This window comes from Actinomadura miaoliensis (genome assembly GCF_039536785.1).
Lineage (GTDB): Bacteria > Actinomycetota > Actinomycetes > Streptosporangiales > Streptosporangiaceae > Spirillospora > Spirillospora miaoliensis.
Genome location: NZ_BAAAZG010000013.1, coordinates 1 through 18,649 on the forward strand (window position 1 = coordinate 1; position 18,649 = coordinate 18,649).

The 18,649-nt window shown below is 74.0% G+C and carries 15 protein-coding genes and 1 pseudogene; 7 read left to right on the forward strand and 9 right to left on the reverse strand.

Annotated features, from left to right (window positions below; translation table 11 throughout):
* The 6 genes and pseudogenes from ABD811_RS11575 to ABD811_RS11600 form a co-directional block, all read right to left on the reverse strand.
* Window positions 1-564, reverse strand: a pseudogene (locus ABD811_RS11575) (histidine kinase); the annotation flags it as partial.
* A 34-nt stretch (window positions 565-598) separates the two neighbouring features.
* Window positions 599-2,749, reverse strand: coding sequence for a bifunctional copper resistance protein CopD/cytochrome c oxidase assembly protein (locus tag ABD811_RS11580; protein ID WP_344945147.1), 2,151 nt, complete (start codon window positions 2,747-2,749; stop codon window positions 599-601).
* Window positions 2,739-3,053, reverse strand: a complete 315-nt coding sequence (locus tag ABD811_RS11585) for a hypothetical protein (protein WP_344945150.1) — start codon at window positions 3,051-3,053, stop codon at window positions 2,739-2,741. Before ABD811_RS11585 ends, ABD811_RS11580 begins: the two co-directional genes overlap by 11 nt.
* 77 nt (window positions 3,054-3,130) lie before the next feature.
* Complete coding sequence (locus ABD811_RS11590; protein WP_344945153.1) at window positions 3,131-4,774, reverse strand: AMP-binding protein; 1,644 nt, start codon at window positions 4,772-4,774, stop codon at window positions 3,131-3,133.
* A gap of 67 nt (window positions 4,775-4,841) precedes the next feature.
* Window positions 4,842-6,095, reverse strand: a complete 1,254-nt coding sequence (locus ABD811_RS11595) for a DUF5685 family protein (RefSeq protein ID WP_344945179.1) — start codon at window positions 6,093-6,095, stop codon at window positions 4,842-4,844.
* A 101-nt stretch (window positions 6,096-6,196) separates the two neighbouring features.
* On the reverse strand, window positions 6,197-7,495 hold the full coding sequence (locus tag ABD811_RS11600) for a helix-turn-helix domain-containing protein (protein WP_344945156.1): 1,299 nt from the start codon (window positions 7,493-7,495) through the stop codon (window positions 6,197-6,199).
* Between the two features lie 176 nt (window positions 7,496-7,671).
* On the opposite strand from ABD811_RS11600, the gene uraH reads away from it, so the two are divergent.
* From uraH to ABD811_RS11630, 6 genes are all read left to right on the forward strand, one after another.
* Entirely contained in the window at window positions 7,672-8,004 is a 333-nt protein-coding gene (gene uraH, locus ABD811_RS11605; RefSeq protein WP_344945159.1) for a hydroxyisourate hydrolase, read from the forward strand.
* A 168-nt stretch (window positions 8,005-8,172) separates the two neighbouring features.
* Window positions 8,173-9,645, forward strand: a complete 1,473-nt coding sequence (locus ABD811_RS11610; RefSeq protein WP_344945162.1) for an NCS2 family permease — start codon at window positions 8,173-8,175, stop codon at window positions 9,643-9,645.
* 46 nt (window positions 9,646-9,691) lie between these two features.
* Complete coding sequence (locus ABD811_RS11615) at window positions 9,692-10,882, forward strand: glycerate kinase (protein ID WP_425549393.1); 1,191 nt, start codon at window positions 9,692-9,694, stop codon at window positions 10,880-10,882.
* 316 nt (window positions 10,883-11,198) lie between these two features.
* Complete coding sequence (gene ald / locus ABD811_RS11620) at window positions 11,199-12,314, forward strand: alanine dehydrogenase (RefSeq protein ID WP_344945185.1); 1,116 nt, start codon at window positions 11,199-11,201, stop codon at window positions 12,312-12,314.
* Window positions 12,315-12,371: 57 nt separating this feature from the next.
* Window positions 12,372-12,977: a histidine phosphatase family protein gene (locus ABD811_RS11625; protein WP_344945165.1), complete on the forward strand. Its 606-nt coding sequence runs from the start codon at window positions 12,372-12,374 to the stop codon at window positions 12,975-12,977.
* Between the two features lie 91 nt (window positions 12,978-13,068).
* Complete coding sequence (locus tag ABD811_RS11630; RefSeq protein WP_344945167.1) at window positions 13,069-13,368, forward strand: metal-sensitive transcriptional regulator; 300 nt, start codon at window positions 13,069-13,071, stop codon at window positions 13,366-13,368.
* Window positions 13,369-13,412: 44 nt separating this feature from the next.
* On the opposite strand, the gene ABD811_RS11635 is transcribed toward ABD811_RS11630, so the two are convergent.
* The 3 genes from ABD811_RS11635 to ggt all read right to left on the reverse strand — a co-directional run bounded on the left by ABD811_RS11635 (window position 13,413) and on the right by ggt (window position 16,731).
* A complete protein-coding gene (locus tag ABD811_RS11635; RefSeq protein WP_344945169.1) occupies window positions 13,413-14,273 on the reverse strand; it encodes an oxygenase MpaB family protein in 861 nt (286 codons plus the stop codon).
* Window positions 14,274-14,338: 65 nt separating this feature from the next.
* On the reverse strand, window positions 14,339-14,716 hold the full coding sequence (cutA, locus tag ABD811_RS11640) for a divalent-cation tolerance protein CutA (protein ID WP_344945171.1): 378 nt from the start codon (window positions 14,714-14,716) through the stop codon (window positions 14,339-14,341).
* 89 nt (window positions 14,717-14,805) lie between these two features.
* Window positions 14,806-16,731 carry a gamma-glutamyltransferase gene (gene ggt / locus ABD811_RS11645; protein WP_344945173.1) on the reverse strand — a complete coding sequence of 642 codons (1,926 nt, stop codon included), beginning with the start codon at window positions 16,729-16,731 and terminating at the stop codon, window positions 14,806-14,808.
* Between the two features lie 381 nt (window positions 16,732-17,112).
* On the opposite strand from ggt, the gene ABD811_RS11650 reads away from it, so the two are divergent.
* On the forward strand, window positions 17,113-18,649 hold a 1,537-nt coding region (locus ABD811_RS11650), incomplete at its 3' end, for an APC family permease (protein WP_344945176.1).

Sequence of the window (18,649 nt, forward strand, 5' to 3'; positions counted from 1 at the left end):
CAGGCGCGGCGCCAGCCGGGCCAGCAGCGCGCCCGCCGCCACGATCACCGCGCACAGCGCGGCGAGCGCCAGCAGGCCCGCGGCCGGGCCCAGCCAGGCGGGCCAGTCCGCGCGCCACCCCCAGGTGGTGAGGAGGGCGTGGTCGCCGCCGATGACGGGCATCAGCGACAGCGCGACGGCGAACGGCGGGACGGCCAGGCTCAGCCCGCTGACGATCACGCCCACGTGCAGGTGCAGGAAGAACCAGACGCCCGAGCGCAGCCGGCTCTCCCAGCCGCCCGGCCTGCCGACGGTCAGCCCGGCCATCGGCCCGGCCAGCAGCTCGCGGGCGGCGGCGCCCTCCAGCAGCCGCACGGCGGGCACCAGGCCGGTGACGAACGTGCCGGCGAACGGCAGCACGAACGCGATCAGCACGCCCTGGACGATCGGCGGGCCGAGCCGCAGGACGGGCACCACGCCCATCCCGAGGAACCAGTACGGCATGAGCAGCGCGCCGCCCGCGACCAGGTAGGACCAGCGCCGCCAGGTGGTGCGGTCGACCAGCGGCCGGAGGAGGGGGGACACGCCCCGATCCTCCCAGACGCGCCCGGGGCCGCCGTCACACCGTGGAACCGTCCCCCTCCCCCGCGCGGGGGATGCCCGAGCCGCCGGCTCCCCCGGCCCGGCGGGGCGTCCGGGCCTGCTGGTCGCGTTCGGCCAGCTTGGCGAGACGGGCGTTGTAGGCGGCCAGTTCGTCGTCCTCGGCCGCCGCCGTCTCGCCGCGCGCGGCGCGCTCGGCGGTGCGCTCGGCGGCGCGGTCGGCCTTGCGGTCCAGCCGCCGGGCCTGCCGCTGGTCGGCGAAGAACCACTGGAACGCCAGGAACACCAGCACGATGAACGTGGGGATCTCACCGAAGCCCCAGGCGATGGCGCCGCCGGTGTGCTGGTCCTTCAGCAGCGAGGTGGCCCACGACGGGTAGACGGCGTTGTACCAGCCCCGCGCCAGGGGTTCGCCGAGGTTCATCAGCGCCAGGCCGAAGAACGCGTGGAACGGCATGGTGACGAACAGCAGCAGGATGCGCCCCGGGTAGGGCAGCCGCCGGGGCGCCGGGTCGACGCCGATCAGCACCCAGAAGAACAGCGACCCGGCCACCAGGAAGTGCACGGTCATCGCGATGTGTCCGAGGTGGTTGCGCATCGCGGCCTGGAACAGCGGCGTGAAGTACAGCACGAACGTGCTCGCCACGAAGATCACGGTGGCGACGCCCGGGTGCGCGACGACGGCGGTGTAGCGGCTGTGCAGCAGGGCCGTCAGCCACTCGCGCGGGCCCCGGTCGCCGCGGACACGCGCGGGCCGCAGGGCGCGCAGCGCCAGCGTGACGGGCGCCCCGGCCACCAGGAAGATCGGCGTCAGCATGGACAGCACCATGTGCTCGGCCATGTGCACGCTGAACATCACCGGGGCGTACCGGGCGACGCCGGTCTGGGTGACGGCGACGATCGTGAGCAGGCCGAACAGCCACGCGACGGTGCGCATGACCGGCCAGGAGTCGCCGCGGCGGCGCAGCCGCACCACGCCCGCCAGGTACAGGCCGCCGAGCACGACCACCAGCGCGGCGAAGAACAGGTCGAACGTCCACAGCGTCGCCAGCCGGCCGACCGTGATCGGCGGCGGGACCGGGAAGCCGAGCAGCACCTCGGCGGGCGTCTCGTCGGTGGCGGGGGCGGGCGGCGCGGTCCGGGCCAGCGCCACGGCCAGGCCCATGGTGGCGGCCATGACGGCGATCTCGACACTGGCCAGCCGGGTCAGCGCCCAGGGCCTGCCGTCGGCGACGGCGGGGACCGTGCGGCCCCGGTGCCACCAGCCGAACCAGCCGAGCGCGGCGAACGCGATGATCTTGCCGAGGGCCAGCCGGCCGTAGTCGGTGCCGACCAGCTCGGCCGGGTCGGGCAGGCGGGCGATGACGTTCACCAGGCCGCTGACGCCGACGGCGACGTAGCACCACAGGGCCATGCGGCTGAACCGGTCGGCCATGACGTCCAGCCGCGCGCGGCGGGTCAGCCCGTGCGCGGCCAGCATGGCCAGTCCGCCCACCCAGGGCGCGGCCGCGGCGACGTGCAGGGCGACGCCGGTGACGGCGACCGAGTGGTTGGCGGCCGAGGAGGAGTGGCCGGTCAGCGGGGGCGGCAGCAGCGCGATCCCGGCGACCGCCAGCAGGCCGAACGCCGCCGCCGGCGTGGTGGTGGTGCGGCCCAGCAGCGCGACGACCACCGCCAGCAGCACCACCAGCATGAGCGCGGTGCCCTGCGGCAGCTGCCCGACGTAGTTGCTGAGCTCGCTGCCGGTGAGGATCTCCCCGACCGGCTGGCCGAGCACGTCGGCGACGGTGAACACGAGCGTGGCCGCGGCGGCGGCCGCCCACGCGGTGGCCGCCCAGGACGCGGCGCGCAGGTAGTCGAGGGCGTCCCGCGACAGGCGCGGCGCCTCCTTGCCCTTGCCGCCTTCCAGGGGCAGCAGCGCGGCGGCGGCCAGGAGCGCGCCGACGGTCAGCGCCGCGCCGAGGTTCATCGCCAGCCGCGAGACGGGCAGGCCCCAGCGGGTCAGCGCGCCCGCGTCGGCCAGCCCGGGGATGACCTTCTCCGCGACGGCCCCGCCGAGGACCAGGCCCGCCACGAGGACGGCGAGGCCCGCGGCCAGGGCCACCACCCCGACCCGCAGGACGGCCGCCGTGCCGGTGTCCGCCGCCGTCCCGGTGTCCTTAGTCGCCACCGCCCACCGATCCGTTGTCCCGGGACCCCGTCGTGCGGTCCCGCCGGTCGCGTTCCGCTCCGCGCTTGGCGCGGAAGACCATCGCCATGCCGATGCCGATCCCGACGACCAGCCCGATGACGATCATGAGCCACGGGATGCCGCCCTCCGCGCCGTCGTTCTGCGCGTACGGGACCGTGCCGTGGCCGGGTGACAGTGTGTGGGCGGACGCGGGCGTCGCGAGCAGCCCCGCGAACGCCAATGCCAGGGCCGTGCCGGCGCCGAGCAGGCGGCGCGGCGCGCGACGCAGCATGTCGATGTTCATGGGCGGCCGGGATTCTCCAGAGTCGGTACGGGGCCTGTCCCAACCCTACTGAGGGTCCCCCGTGGCCGCGCCAGGGGTCAAAGTGCGGTGAGCACGTGGGCGCGGCCGTGTGCGGCGAACTCCGCGCGCAGTGCCGCGGCGCGCGCGTGGTCCAGGGGGCGGTAGACCAGGTCCCGGCCGGGACGCCACCAGACCGGGTCGCCGGTCTCCCAGTGCGCGCGGCGCAGCGGGCGCTTGTCGACCTTGCCGGTGGCGGTCAGCGGCATGGACCGCACCACGCGGACGAACCGCGGCGCCCACTTGGTGCCCAGGTCGGGCTGCGCGGCCAGGAAGGCGGCGAACGCCCCAGGGTCGAACGGCCGTCCGTCCAGTTCCAGCGCCGCCATCACCTGGTCGCCGGTGCGGGGGTCGGGCACCGGGTAGACCGCGCACATCACCACCGGGGCCCAGCGGGACAGGATGCGCTCGACGGGCGCGGCGGCGAAGTTCTCGCTGTCCACGCGCAGCCGGTCGGCGCCGCGTCCGGCGAAGTAGAAGAAGCCGCCGGCGTCGCGGTAGCCGAGGTCGCCGCTCCAGTAGGCGCCGTCGCGGACGCGTTCAGCGTCGGCGTCCGGGTCGTTGTAATAGCCCTCGAACGCGGCGGCGGCGCGCAGCCCGACGATCTCGCCGATGGCCTCGTCGGCGTTGAGCAGCGCGCCGTCGGGGCCGAAGCGGGCGCGCGGGCACTCGGCGCCGGTGTCCGGGTCCAGGATCGCGACTTCGAGCCCGTCCTGGGGGACGCCGAGCGCGTCGGGCGGCGTGTCCGGGGTCTTGCGCAGGGAGATGGCGCCCTCACTGGACCCGTACCCCTCGATGATCCGGCAGCCGAAGCGCTCGGCGAACCGGGCCATGTCCTGGGCGGACGCCTCGGTGCCGAACGCGGCCTCCAGCGGGTTGTCGGCGTCGTCGGGGCGCTCGGGGGTGGCGAGGACGTAGGCCAGGGCGCGGCCGACGTAGTTGAAGTAGGTGACGCCGAAGCGGCGCACATCGTCCAGGAACCCGGAGGCGGAGAAGCGGCGGCGCAGCGCGACCGTGGCGCCGGCGTGCGCGGCCATCGCCACGTTCGCCATGATCGCGTTGCCGTGGAACAGCGGCATCGCGCAGTAGGTGACCGAGCCGCGGCCCAGGCCCATCATGGCGGACCGCCGCGCGATGTCGGCCAGCCTGCCCTGGCTGCAGATCACCGCCTTGGGCCGGCCCGTGGAACCGGACGTGAACAGCAGGAGCAGCCGGTCACCCGGTGCGACGTCCACGGGGGCGGGGTCGCCGTCCGGGAGCGCGGCCGGGTAGGCGGCGTCGTCCACGCGGAGCGTGGGACCGGTGTAGTGGCCGTCCAGCAGCGGGGCGTGGGCGGAGTCGGTGACGATCAGGTCGCAGTCGGTGTGGCGGATGTCGGCGGCCAGCTCGGCGCCGCGCCGGGTGGGGTTGACGCCGACGAGCGTCGCCCCCGCCAGCGCGGCGCCGCCGAGCCAGAACACGTATTCGGGCACGTTCTCCAGCAGCACGCCCACATGGGGCGGGCGGTCGCCGGGGCCCGAGCACAGCTCGCGCAGCATCCGTGCCCGGGCCCCAGCGGCGCGCACGGTCTCGGCCCAGGTGTACGACTCGTCCTCGAAGCGCAGGCCGGCGTGGTCGTCGCCGGCGCGTTCCAGCAGCAGTTCCGCGAACGTCGCCCTCGCCACGCCGCGAGCGTGTCACCCAAGCGTGCGCTTGGTCAAGAGTGCGGCGCCGGCATGGGCTGGCGTGGGCTCAGCAGTCGCACCCACAGTCGCAGCAGTCACAGCAGTCGCAGTCGCCGCAGTGCCGCGTGCACCAGCAGCGGTCGGAGAACTTCTTGCCGTGGTGCTTGCTCCACTTCGGCTGGTAGACGCCGCAGGTGAGGCAGACCAGCGTGCCGGTGAAGCACGGGATCGGGAGTCCGGGACGCTGGGGGCGCCCCTTGCCGCCGGACAGACCGCCATCGAAGATTCCGCCGCCCCCACCGATCGGCGGGTAGTCGCCACCGCCACCATGACCGCCGGCTCCATGGCCACCGCCGTACCCGCCGTGTCCGCCGTGGGGCGGCGGGGGCGGGTACCCGCCCTGTGGCGGGTACGGGCCCTGTGGCGGGTACGGGCCCTGCGGGCCTTGCGGGCCGTAGCCGCCCGGCGGGTAGGCGTTGAACACCCGGTCGACCGAACGGGCCACCTCACGATCCAGCAGCGCCCGCACCAACCGCCGGTCCTGCATCTGCACATCCGCCAACGCCAACCGCAACCCGTGCGCCGCCTCATCACACAAACGACGCGCCTCATCCAGACCAGTGTTCGTAGCGACCAGCGGGTTGTACGCACCCGAGGCCACGTCGTCCGCCAGGTCCTCCACCGCGTCCACCAGATGCGCGATACGGCCGAAGAACCGCCCCGCCTCCGCCAGCGCCTCGGCGTTGCCCTCCCGCCCCGCCAGCACCGCCGTATGCGCGAACACCGCCGCCACCGCCGTCTCCGCCGGCTCGGTCAACTCCAGCAACCCCAGACCCCCGGCGGCCTCCAGCAACGGCTGCCGCGCCACCGCCTCCCGCAACACCCCCGGATCGAACCCCACCGCCGCACCCGTACGCGCCCCCGCGGCATCCCACCGATCCGCCATCCGCCCCGCAGCCGCCGCCACCACCCGCCGCGCATACGCGCCGTCTCCATCGGCCACATGATCACGGGTCTTGCCCGCCGCCAGCAGCAGCGACGCCGCCGCCGCCAGCCGCGCACCCTCCGCCCGCGCCGACACCACCTCGGCACCACGCATCCCCCGCAACGCACACGGCCCGGCCTTACGACGCGGCGACAACTCCGGACACTGCGCCTCCACCAGCACCGACACCAACAACCCGTCATAGTTGGTCACCAGACGAGCCGCCTGCCCATGCTCACCACGCAACGTCAGGCACAACCCGCACAGATGCGCCAACCAATCCTCGAACAGCGACCCGCACAGCACATGCCTGCACGGACGAACCACACCGAACATCCTCCGGCCACTCCCCACTCGTTTGGACCGCGACAATACTCACGGACGCGATCATCGAGCGGGCGGTTCCGCCGTATTCGCCGCGGTTCGCACCGCCGGGGCTAGACCCCGGCGCAGGCGAGCGCCCGCCGGTAGGCGGCCAGGCGCGACTCCTCGGCGGCGCCCGTCTCGGCGAGCAGCTCGGCCAGGTCGAACCAGGTCTGGGCGGCGACCCGGGACGACTCCATCTCCTCCAGGTGGGTGGCCGCGCTGGTGAGCACCTCGACGGCGCGGTCGCGGCGGTCCGTCCGTACCAGGGCCTCGCCCAGCACGGTCAGCGCCCCGGCGGTGGCCCGGCGCGGGGCGTCCCCGAGCAGCTCCAAGGCCTCCTCGGCCAGCGCGACCGCCTCGGCGGGGCGGCCCAGGGCGGTCTCGGCGCGGGCCAGCTCGGTCAGGCACCACGCCACGTCGATCTCCCCGTCGGCGCTGGTGTTGATCTCGGCGCGGACCCGGCCGAGCAGTTCGCGGGCCTCCCCCGCCCGCTCGGGACGGGCGCGCAGCAGCAGGCTGGCGTACGCCACGCGCAGCCGGTTGTGGCTGCGCGGGTCCTCGTCCTCGCCCGCCAGCAGCAGCGCCCGCTCGGCCAGCGTGACGCCCTCCTCGTAGTCGCCGCGCACCTCGGCGACGTAGGCAGCCTCCCAGCAGGCCTCCATGCGGGCGCGCGGGCTGCCGATGCGCTCGGCGCGCTCGACGATCTGGGCGGCGAGCTGGCGGGCCCGCACCAGGTCGCCGCGCTGGATGAAGGCCGCCAGCAGCGTCGCGCCCAGGTGCACCGCCGCGTCGGTGGTGTCGTGCCCGCTGGCCGCCAGGCGGCGCAGCGCGTCCTCGGCGACCTGCACGCTCGCGCTGATGTCGCCGCGTTCGCGCAGGCAGCGGCTGAGGGCCACGTGCACCCGGGCCCAGTGGTCCAGGTCCGCCTCGGGGTTGGCCTCCTCGGTCAGCTCGCGCAGCCCGGCGATGGCCTCCTCCAGGTCGCCGGCCGCCTCCAGGGCCAGGGCGTGCCCCCAGCGCGCCTGGTGCAGCATGTCGGGCAGGGCGACGGCGTCGGCGTTGGCCAGCACCTCGGCGAAGCGGGCGCGGGCCTCGGCGGGCGCGCCGTTCTGCAGCGCGATCTCGGCGTAGTCCAGGGTGACGCGCAGCTCGTCCACCACGTCCTCGCTGACGCCGCTGACCAGGTAGGTCGGCGAGCAGTTCAGCTTGGTGGCCAGCAGGTCGATGACGCTGGGCGCGGGGACCCGCTTGTCGCTCTCGATCAGTGAGATGTAGCTGTCGGACAGCTCCGGGAACGCCAGCTGGGCCTGGCTGATGCCCTGCCGGATGCGCAGCGCCCGGATGCGCTGCCCCAGTGTCTCCCGATCCATCGCAACACCACCGCCTCATGACTCCAGCCGCGGAAGGTCACCCGAAGACCCCGCACCAGGGCAGGGTATAGTGCGCGGCCCGTACGGCGCTGCCGGTCGTTGCGGCGTATTTTGCGGCGTATGTTGTGGGGCCGCCCGGCTCCCCTCGTACATCAGGTCTTGTATTACATGGGGGCATGAGTGTGAGCACGCATGTCCTCGACACCGCGCGAGGGCGTCCCGCGGCCGGGGTCCCCGTCCGGCTCGACCGCTACGAGGGCGACACCTGGCGGTCGCTGGCCGAGGCGGCCACCGACGGCGACGGACGCTGGGCCGCCCCGCCGGACGCCGGTTCGGCGGACGGCACGTACCGGCTGCGCTTCGGCACCGGCCCGTACTTCGCCGAACGGGGCGAGACCTGCTTCTACCCCGAGGTCTGCGTGATCTTCACGATCGCCGACGCCGGTCAGCACCATCACGTTCCGCTGCTGCTCAGCCCGTACGGCTACAGCACGTACCGGGGCAGCTGACCCCGCCCCGCCGGACTGACCGGCGCCGATGGGGTGAACCGCGGGCCGACCGGGACAGACTGGTGCGATAACGAACGGTTACCCTGTGCCCCGCGGTCCTCCGTGCGCCCCCGGGGGTACTCGCACCCGTCCCATCGTCCGTCCCCCTGGAATCGGAGCGCGCGCAAGATGTCGCACGTCAACACAGGCGGCCCCGGAAGGCCGCCCGCCGGCGCCCCCGGGCCGTCCGACACCCCGCCGGCCCCCCGAGGCGCCCTCGACCGGTTCTTCGAGCTGTCGGCGCGCGGGACCAGCGTGCCGCGCGAGCTGCGCGGCGGCGTCACCACGTTCTTCGCGATGGCCTACATCATCGTGCTGAACCCGCTGATCCTGGGCGGGGCGAAGGACGTCACCGGCGCCACCCTGTCGATCCCGCAGCTGACCACCATGACAGCGCTGTCCGCGGCGATCGCCACGGTGATCATGGGGCTGGTCGGCAACACGCCGCTGGCGCTGGCCGCGGGCCTGGGCATCAACGCGGTGGTGGCCTTCCAGGCCGCGCCGGTGATGACCTGGCCGCAGGCCATGGGCCTGGTGGTGCTGGAGGGCGTGGTCATCATCCTGCTGGCCGTCACCGGCGTGCGGGAGCTGATCATGAACGCGATCCCGCTGGCGCTCAAGCACGCCATCGCGGTCGGCATCGGCGCGTTCATCGCGCTGGTCGGGCTGGTGGACGCCAAGTTCGTCAGCTCGCAGGCGGGCAGCCCGCCGCTGTCGCTGGGCACCGGCGGGCGGCTGACCGCCTGGCCCGCGGTGGTGTTCGCGTTCGCGCTGCTGGTGATGATCGTGCTCTACGTGCGGCGGGTGCCCGGCGCCATCCTGATCGGCATCGTGGCGGCGACCGTGCTGGCCGTCGTGATCGAGGCGGTCGCCACCGTGCCGAAGGACGCCTGGGGCCTGGTCGTCCCGCAGATGCCCGAGCGCCTGTTCGCCGCCCCCGACTTCTCGCTGCTGGGGCGGATCGACCTGTTCGGCGGGTTCGGCCGCGCCGGGTTCGTCACCGCGCTGGTCGTGCTGTTCACGCTGGTGCTGTCGGGGTTCTTCGACGCGATGGGCACCATCCTCGGCATCAGCGACGAGGCCGGGCTGGTCACCGAGCGCGGCGAGGTCCCGCGCCTGGGCCGCATCCTGTCGGTGGACGGCCTGTCGGCCGCGCTCGGCGGCGTGACCAGCTCGTCGGCCAACACCGTCTACGTGGAGTCGGCGGCGGGCGTCGGCGAGGGCGCCCGCACCGGGCTGGCCAACCTGGCGACCGGGGCGCTGTTCGCGGTGACGCTGTTCCTGACGCCGCTGGCGGCCACCGTCCCGTCCCAGGCCGCCGCGCCCGCCCTGGTGCTGGTCGGCGCGCTGATGATGACGCAGGTCGCCAAGCTGGACTGGGACGACCTGGACGTGGCGATCCCGGCGTTCCTCACCATCGTGTTCATGCCGTTCACCTTTTCCATCACCAACGGCGTCGGCGCCGGGATCGTCGCCTACACGGTGGTCAAGCTCGCGCGCGGCCGGTGGCGTGAGGCGGGCTGGCTGCTCCCCGTCATCTCGATCGTCTTCCTCGTCTATTTCGGTTTGCACGTCGTGGAGCAGGTTCTGGGTGTCAAATAGTGCCCTCATGACGTAAGCAGAAGGTAAGGCTTCACCGAACCCCGGCGTGAAAGGCGTGGCTGTGGTCTCCCCGGACACCCCCTCCGACCTCTCCCCGCCGGGTCATGTCCTGCTCGCCCCCGACCGCTTCGCCGGCTCGCTGTCGGCGCCCGAGGTGGCCCGCCACCTGGCCGCCGGGCTGCGCCGCGCCCGCCCCGGCGTGCCCCTGGTGGAGCTGCCGGTCGCCGACGGCGGCGACGGCACCGCCGCGGCCGCCGTCGCGTCCGGCTGGCGGCGGGTGGAGCTGGAGGTGTGCGGGCCGACGGGACGTCCGGTGACCGCGTGCCTGGCGCTGAACGGCGGCACCGCCGTGGTGGAGCTGGCCGAGGCGTCGGGGGTGCGGCGGCTGCCCGGCGGCAGGCCGCAGCCGCTCACCGCCACCAGCCTGGGCACCGGCCAGCTCGTCGCGCACGCGGTGCGGCTGGGCGCCCGGCGCGTCGTGCTGGGGATCGGCGGCGGCGCGTGCGCCGACGGCGGCGCCGGGCTCGTGCAGGGCCTCGGCGGGCGGCTGCTGGACGCCCTCGGCAAGGATCTGCCGCCCGGCGGCGCCGCGCTGCGCTCCCTGCACGCCCTCGACCTGCGCGGCATGGCCGACCTGTCGGGCGTGGAGGTGATCCTGGCGGGCGACTCGGCGGGGCCGCTGCTGGGCCGCAACGGCGCCGCCGCGCTCGCGGCCCGGCACGCGGGCGCCGGGCGCGAGGAGATCCGGGTGCTGGACGCGGGCCTGCGCCGCTGGGCCGACCTGGCCGAGGCGGCGTCGCGCTCGGCGGTGCGGGACCGGCCGGGCGCGGGCGCCGCGGGCGGCGTGGGGTTCGCCGCGCTGGCGTTCCTGGGCGCCCGGGTCGAGGACGGCACCGCGCTCATGCTCGACCTGCTCCGCTTCGCCGACCGGGCGCGGGGCGCGCGGCTGGTCGTCACCGGGGAGGGTTCGCTGGACGTGCGGACGCTGCGCGGCCGCAGCACCGTCGGCGTGGCCCGCGCCGCCGCCCGCGCCCGCGTCCCGGTGGTCGCGGTGGCCGACCGCCGGGGGCTGACCGGCGAGCAGCTGCGCCGCGCCCGCATCCACGCCGTGTACGCCCTGGCCGACATCGAGCCGGACGCCGACCGCCGCGTCCGGCAGGCCGGCCCGCTGCTGGAGCAGCTGACCGTCGCGATCGCCGACGAGTGGCTCCCGGTGCGCCCCCCGCGCCGCACCTGACCCCTCGCCCGCCCTCGCACCCGTCCCTCGCGCCTGACCGCACGTCTGACCGCACGCCCGCGCCTCCGTCCGGCCGGGACGCCCGCCCCCGCACCCGCCCCTCGCTGGAACCGCACACGGCCCCATCCTGACCTGCACCGATGTGGCGTTTGCGACCTATGAGGCGGGTCGTTCTGGTCGTACGCGAACTCCTAACAGGCCGTTTACATGGTGTTAGCAACTGCGGGGATACTCGTACACAGTGAACATGGCAGGGCGGCGCGGCGAGCACGCACCCTTATGCCGTATCCCCTGGTCGAGGATGACGGAGGGCACTGTGAAGGTCGGCGTACCACGCGAGGTCAAAAACCACGAATACCGGGTGGCGATCACCCCCGCAGGGGTCCACGAGCTGACACGCCACGGGCACGAGGTCTTCGTCGAGCGCGGCGCAGGCCTGGGTTCGGCCATCCCGGACGAGGAGTACACCGGCGCGGGCGCCAAGATCCTGGACGGGCCGGACGAGGTGTGGGGCGAGGCCGAGCTGGTGCTCAAGGTCAAGGAGCCCGTCGCCGAGGAGTACCACCGCATCCGCCGCGGCCAGACGCTGTTCACCTACCTGCACCTGGCCGCGTCCCGCTCGTGCACCGACGCGCTGCTGGCGGCGGGTGTCACCGCGATCGCCTACGAGACCGTCCAGCTGCCCGACCGGTCGCTGCCGCTGCTGGCCCCGATGTCGGAGGTGGCCGGGCGGCTGGCGGCGCAGGTCGGCGCGTACAACCTGATGCGCTTCAACGGCGGCCGCGGCGTGCTGCCCGGCGGCGTGCCGGGCGTGGCCCCCGCCAAGGTGGTGGTGATCGGCGGCGGCGTGTCCGGGCTGAACGCCGCGCAGATGGCGGTCGGCATGGGCGCCGACGTCACCGTCCTGGACCTCAACCTGGACCGGCTGCGCCACATCGACGCGATCTACCAGGGCCGCGTCCGCACCATGATGTCCAGCGCCTACGCCGTCGAGCGGGAGGCGCGCGCCGCCGACCTGGTGATCGGCGCGGTGCTCATCCCCGGCGCCAAGGCGCCCACGCTGATCTCCAACGACCTGGTCGCGGCGATGAAGCCGGGTTCGGTGCTGGTCGACATCGCCATCGACCAGGGCGGCTGCTTCGAGGACTCGCGTCCCACCACGCACGCCGACCCCACCTACACGGTGCACGAGTCGGTGTTCTACTGCGTGGCCAACATGCCCGGGGCGGTTCCCAACACCTCCACCTACGCCCTCACCAACGTGACGCTGCCGTACGCGGTCGCCATCGCGAACAAGGGCTGGCACGCCGCGCTGCGCGACGACCCCGCCCTGGCCCTCGGCCTCAACGCGCACGACGGCTCGCTGGTGTACGGGCCCGTCGCCGAGGCCCACGGCCTGGACCACGTGTCCCTGGAGTCCGTCCTGTCCTGAGCCGATCCCCGGCCCCCGCGGCGGGGCGTCCTCGCCGGACCGGCGATGATGACCCCCATGGGCGAGCTGATCCTGCTTCGGCACGGCGAGACGGAGTGGAGCCGCGACCGGCGGCACACCGGGCGCACCGACCTGCCCCTGACCGAACGCGGCGAGCGGCAGGCGCGCTCGGTGGCGCCGCTGGTGCGGTCGCTGCGCGTCGCGAAGGTGCTGGCGAGCCCGGCCCGGCGCGCACTGCGCACCGCGGAGCTGGCCGGGCTCACCGTCGACGACGTCGATCCCGGCCTGTGGGAGTGGGACTACGGCGGCTACGAGGGGATCACCACCGCCGAGGTCCGGCGCGAGCGTCCGGGCTGGTACCTGTGGGAGGACGGCGTCGTCCCCGGCGACGCCGAGCATCCCGGGGAGACGGTCGAGCACGTCGGGGCGCGGGTGGACGCGGTCCTGGAGCGGGTGCGTCCCCTCCTCGACGGCGACGGGGACGTGGTGCTGGTGGCGCACGGCCACGTCCTGCGGATCCTCACGGCGCGCTGGCTGGGCCTGGAACCCGCCGCCGGACGGCTGTTCGCGCTGGACACCGGCACCCTGTCCAGGCTGGGCCGCGAGCACGACCGGCCGGTGATCGCGGCCTGGAACGTCCCGCCCGGTCTCGCGCGGGGCTGACCTCTTGGGCCCGGGGTATACCATACCCCGTGGGGGTTGGCCCCACGGTGGGGACCCGAGGACCGAGCCCCCGCCGATTGCGAGGACGACCATGGCCACCAGCCAGACCCCCACGCGTGGTTACAGCGCGACCAAGGACCAGCTGCAGACCCGCCTGCGCCGCATCGAGGGCCAGGTGCGCGGCATCGAGCGCATGGTCGAGGAAGACCGCTACTGCATCGACGTGCTCACCCAGATCAGCGCCATCCAGGCGGCCCTCGACAAGGTGGCGCTCGGCCTGCTCGACGGCCACGTCCGCCACTGCGTGGCCGAGGGCGCCGAGGAGGGCAAGGGCGACGAGATGTCCACCGAGCTGATGGCCGCGGTGGGCCGCCTCATGCGCCGCGGCTGACACGGCCCCGTCCCCGCGCCCCCGGGCGCGGGAACGCCCGGGGCTCAGGAGGCGATGGCCCAGCCGTCCTGGGCGGACTCGTACTCGCGCGTCAGGCGCCGTGCGCGCTGGGCGTCCGGCGAGTAGCGCCACTGCGCGGGGACGACGTGCGTGGTGCGGTAGAGCCCCTTGAGCGTCAGCGTGGCGGCCAGGTCGGAGGTGGGCAGGCCCGGCAGGCCGTACATGCGGCGGGCCCAGCGCGGCAGCGTGGCGACGACGAGCGTCGCCAGGGCGGGCGCGGCCAGCTTGAGCGGCATGAGCTGGCGGGGCACGGCCGGGTTGAACATGCGCACCAGCCCCTGCCGGGCCTCCTTGCAGGCGAAGATGTGCGGGCGCATCGCCGCGTAGTAGTCCTTCATCTCCGCGACGGAGGCGGGCACGTCGGCCGGGTCCAGGCCCACGACCGCGGCGGCGCGGCGCTGCTCGTCGACGAACCGGTCGGCGTCCTCGCGGCTCAGCGGCACGCCCGCGCGGCGCGCCACGTCGAGGTAGGAGTCGACCTCGCCCATGTGCACCCACAGCAGGTTCTCCGGGTCGTCGACGGGGAACACCTCGCCGGTGCGCATGTCCAGGCCGGTGAGCCTGGAGTGCAGCCGGCGGACGCGGCGGCCGACCCGTTCGACCTCCTCGTGGGTGCCGTAGGTGCGGACCCGGACGAACTCCACGGTGCGGCCGAGCCGCGCCCAGGCGGCCCGCGGATCCATCAGCTCGGAGTTCTGCGCGGTGCCCCACATCGACCGCGGGTGCAGCGCCTGCAGCAGCAGGGCCCGGATGCCTCCCACGAACAGCACCGGCTCGCCCATGACCCGCCAGGTCACCGAGCCGGGCCCGAACAGACCGTAGTCCACGTCGTCCACGTCGTCCACAGCGTTCCTCCGGAGTAACCGATGGCTTATTTACCCCGGTACGTACTGTGACACACAGGGACGAGTCAGTCGGTGACGGGCCCGACGTCCTCGACGTCGTCCTCGTCCTCGGCGGGTTCGGGGGGCTCGGTCTGCTCGGCCACCCAGGCCAGGTAGTCCATGCTGCCCGCGACCACGGGGGTGGCGATGATCTCGGGGGTGTCGTAGGAGTGCCCCTCGGTGATGAGGGTGGCCAGCTCGTCGAAGCGGTCGTCGGTGGTCTTGAACACCACCATCCACTCCTCGGCCGTCTCGATCTCGCCCTCCCACCAGTAGGTGCTGGCGATGGGCCCGACGAGCTGCGCGCACGCGGCCAGGCGTTCGGTGACCGCGGACTTGGCCAGGTCCGCCGCCTCCTGACGCGAGTCGGTGGTCGTCGTCACCTGAACGTACGCCTGGGCCATGGACCACTCCTTCCCCCAGCCGTTGAGCGTAGTCCCGTCCGGCGCCCGGTCGGGCGCCGGACGGGGCCCGGCCCTACTCGAACACGGCCCTAGCGGGCCGGACGGACCACCATGGCGCTGCCGCCGCCCCGGCGCACCGGTTCGGCGACGGCCTGCACCAGGCCGGGACGCAGCACCTCCAGTCCGGCGGCGGCGCCGATCGTCCCGGCGGGCGGGCCGGCGAACAGCTCCAGCCGGTGCCCGCGCGCGGCCAGCGCCGTGCCGTACCGGTCGATGAACGCCTGCTCGGCGAACACCTGCGGGGTGTTGCGCTGGGTGGCGCGCGGCGCGGCCAGGGCGGCGGGCAGGTCCATGCCCAGGTCGATCCGGTTGAGCAGGATCTGCAGCACGGTGGTGATGATGGTGGACCCGCCGGGCGTGCCGACGGCCAGCATCGGACGGCCGTCCTTGAGCACGATCGTCGGGGACATGCTGCTGCGCGGGCGCTTGCCCGGTCCGGGCAGGTTCGGGTCGGCCGGCGCGCCCTGCGCGGGCGGCTGCAGGGTGAAGTCGGTCAGCTCGTTGTTGAGCAGGAAGCCGCGGCCGGGCACGGTGAGCCCGCTGCCGCCGAACTGCTCGATGGTGATGGTGTAGGAGACGATGTTGCCCCACTTGTCGGCGACGGCCAGGTGCGTGGTCTGCGGCCCCTCGTAGGCGAGGGCGCGGGTGGCGCCGCCGGGCGGGACGCAGGGCGCGTAGTCGCCGTCCGGGGAGCCGGGGGCGACGGGCGCGGCGGCGGCCCGGTCGGGCTTGATCAGGCAGGCGCGTTCACTGGCGAAGCCGCGCGACAGCAGTTCCTTGAGCGGCACGTCGACCTTGTCGGGGTCGCCGACGTACCGGCCGCGGTCGGCGTAGGCGAGCTTGGACGCCTCCAGGTAGTAGTGGAGGGCCTTCACCTGGTCCTTGGCGTCGAGGTGGAAGTTGCCGAGGATGTTCAGGGCCTCGCCGACGGTGGAGCCGCCGGAGGAGGACGGCGGCATCCCGTAGACGTCCAGCCCCCGGTAGGACACGCGGGTGGGCTCGCGCCACGTGGACTTGTAGGCCTCCAGATCGCCCTTCCGCATCAGCCCCGGACGCACGTTGCGCGTGGCGGCAGGCTCGACCGGCGGCTTCTGGACGGTGCGCACGACCTCCTCGCCGAGCCGCCCCTCGTACAGCCAGTCCGGCCCGCGCCTGGCCAGTTCGCGGTAGGTGCGCGCCAGGTCGGGGTTGCGGAACACCGAGCCGACGGCGGGCGGCTTGCCGCCGGGCAGGAACAGCTTGCGCGTGGGCGTGATGTCGCGGAACCGCGCCTCGTTGGTGGCGGTCTGGTCGTGGAACTCCTGGTCGACGACGAAGCCCTTCTCGGCGACGTCGATCGCGGGCCGCAGGAGGGTGCCGAGGTCGCGGGTGCCGAAGCGGCGCAGCGCCAGGTCCCACTGGGCCACGGTGCCGGGCACGCCGACGCTCAGCCCGCTGGTGACGGCCTGGTCGAACGGTATGGCCTGCCCGGTGGACGGGTCGACGAACGACCGCTCGTGCATGGCCCGCGGCGCGGTCTCGCGGCCGTCCAGCGCGTACACGCGGCGGCGCTTGGCGTCGTAGTAGGTCAGGTAGCCGCCCCCGCCGATCGCCGCGACGTACGGCTCGGTGACGCCGAGGGTGGCCGCGGCGGCGACGGCGGCGTCCACGGCGTTGCCGCCGCGCCTGAGCACCTCGATGGCGCTGCGGCTGGCGTCGGGGTCGACGGTGGCGACCGCGCCGCCGTAACCGGTGGCGACCGGCTGCTTGGGCGGCGCCGTCACGGGGGGCGCGGTGACGGGCGGGGCGGTCAGGGGAGGTGCGGCGAGCGCGGCCGGGCCCGGCACGGCCAGCGGCACGGTCGCGGCGAGGACCACGGCGAGCGCCGCGCGGCGGCGGAGGCGGCCGGGGTGCCGCGAGCGGCGCCGGGATCGGACGGGAGGGACGGGGATCGGGGACATCGCGCTCGGTGACACATGACCTCCCTGGGGGGACCTCGGCTCCACCGTCGCATCGATCACGGGAGGTCGCCAGAGTCCCGGCGGCCACCCGACGATCATGTCATCCAGCTGTAACATACCCCGCTCAACGCGGACGGATCGCAACCGGTCCGACACCCCTCGCGACCAGGGCGGTTGGCAGGCATATGGCGCAAACTTCAAGATCGCGACTTAGCGGATGTAATTACCGAACGTCGTTTCATCTCCGAAAGGCAACGAGACAGCACCAATACGACCGGAACCATTGCTGTTTTACCCAAACTTGGTGAACTCTTAGTGACTTCGCCAGGCTTTGTGCTCGCGAACAGCGGCGCGGGTTCAGCCATGGGGGGACCACTACGACCCTGGGACAACCGCATGGGCAACAACATGTTCCGGCGTCTGCCCGTCGAACAGGCGACCGGGCAGCTCTACGGCGGCCGGCACCGGCTGCGCGTGGCCTACCGCACCCGCGACCTGATCGTGCTCGGCCTCGGCGTCATGATCGGCTCGGGCATCTTCAAGATCGCCGGGGTGCAGGCCGCCACCGCGGCCGGTCCGGCCGTGATCGTCTCCTTCGTCATCGCGGGCGTGGTGTGCCTGCTGGCCGCGCTGTTCTACGCCGAGCTGGCCTCGATCGTGCCGGTCGCGGGCAGCGCCTACTCCTACAGCTACGTGGCGTTCGGCGAGCTGTGGGCCTGGGTGGTCGGCTGGGCGCTGATCCTGGAGATGCTGCTGGCCGCCTCGGTGGTGGCGCGGGCCTGGTCGGTGTTCGCCGCGCAGGCGCTCAGCGACTTCGCCGTCCCTGTGCCGTCCTGGCTCGCCGGCCTGGTCGGCCAGCCCAAGGGCTTCGACCTGTTCGCGCTCGGCATCCTGCTGCTGCTGGTGGGGGTGCTGGCCACCGGCAGCCGGCTCGGGCTGCGCACGCTGTGGTTCATGGTGCTGGCCAAGGTGGTGGTGATCGGCCTGGTCATCGGCGTCGGCCTGACGTTCTTCGACCCGGGCAACCTGAGCCCGTTCGTGCCGGAGGCCCGGCCCGCCGCCGACGGCAGCGGCCAGACCGTGCTGGACGCGGTGCTCGGCGCCGCCACCGGCAGCACGCCGCAGGTGTTCGGGATCTGGGGGGTGCTGGCCGCCGCGCCCGCCATCGCCTTCGCCTACATCGGATTCGATCTCATCGCCACCGCCGCCGAGGAGACCCGGGACGCCCCGCGCAGCATCCCGCGCGGCATCATCGTCAGCCTGGTGACGACCGTCGTGCTGTACATCGGGGTCGCCGTCACCATGGTCGGGATGGTCTCCTACGCCCGCCTCGACCCGTCCGGGCCGGTGCTCACCACCGCGTTCGACGCGGCGGGCGCGGGCGTCATGGGCAAGGTCATCGACGTGGGGGCGGTGCTCGGCCTGACCACCGTCATCCTCGTGGTGCTGATCGCCCTGACCCGGGTGGTGTTCTCCATGTCGCGCGACGGGCTGCTGCCGCGCGGGCTGGCCGAGACGCGCCGCTACGGCGTGCCCTTCCGGGCCGCGTGGGTGTCCGGCGGCGCCGCGATCGTGATGTCGCAGACCCTCGACGTGCTGACGCTGGAGCAGATGGTGGTGATCGGGACGCTGTTCGCGTTCCTGTTCGTCCCGGCGGGCGTGCTGGCGCTGCGCCGCGACCGGCCCGACCTGCACCGCCCGTTCCGCGTCCCGCTGGCCCCGCTGACCGCGGCGCTGGCCATCGGCGCGGTCGGCTGGCTGATGCTCAACCTCAAGGTGCAGACCTGGGCGTACTTCCTGGTCTGGATGGCGCTCGGCGTGCTGGTCTACCTGGTCTACGGGCGGCGCAAGAGCCAGCTGCGGCGGCTGCTCGCCGAGGAGCCGCCCGGGCCGCCGCGCCCCCGCCCGGGCGCGGGGGGCGCGGGGCCGGGCG